Source organism: Cupriavidus sp. SIMBA_020 (assembly GCF_046535395.1).
Taxonomy (GTDB): Bacteria; Pseudomonadota; Gammaproteobacteria; order Burkholderiales; family Burkholderiaceae; genus Cupriavidus; species Cupriavidus campinensis.
Window position 1 is genome coordinate 1 of the sequence record NZ_JAWRWU010001496.1, and the last position, 242, is coordinate 242.

The window sequence follows — 242 nt, forward strand, 5'->3', positions numbered from 1 at the left end:
GTTGCGCCGTACGGATTGCTCGCCTATTTCCGACGGCGCGGCGGCGCTGGTGCTGGCGTTGAATGCGCTGCTGAGCTGGGTGCTTACGCCGCGCTTTGGCGGCGTGGGCGCGGGCTGCGCGGCGTTGGCGGCGGGGGCGACGTATTGCTTTGGGTGTTCGGTGGTGGGGCGCAAGATTGTGCGGTGGAAGCTGCGCCTCGATGTGCTTGGCGTGACGGTCCTCGTTGCGGTGCTGATCGCAG

1 protein-coding gene is annotated in these 242 nt (G+C 68.2%); it reads left to right on the forward strand.

The genetic code is table 11. The features are described from left to right. A partial coding sequence (locus SB751_RS34575) for a hypothetical protein (RefSeq protein ID WP_410749562.1) occupies positions 1 to 242 on the forward strand: 242 nt, incomplete at both ends.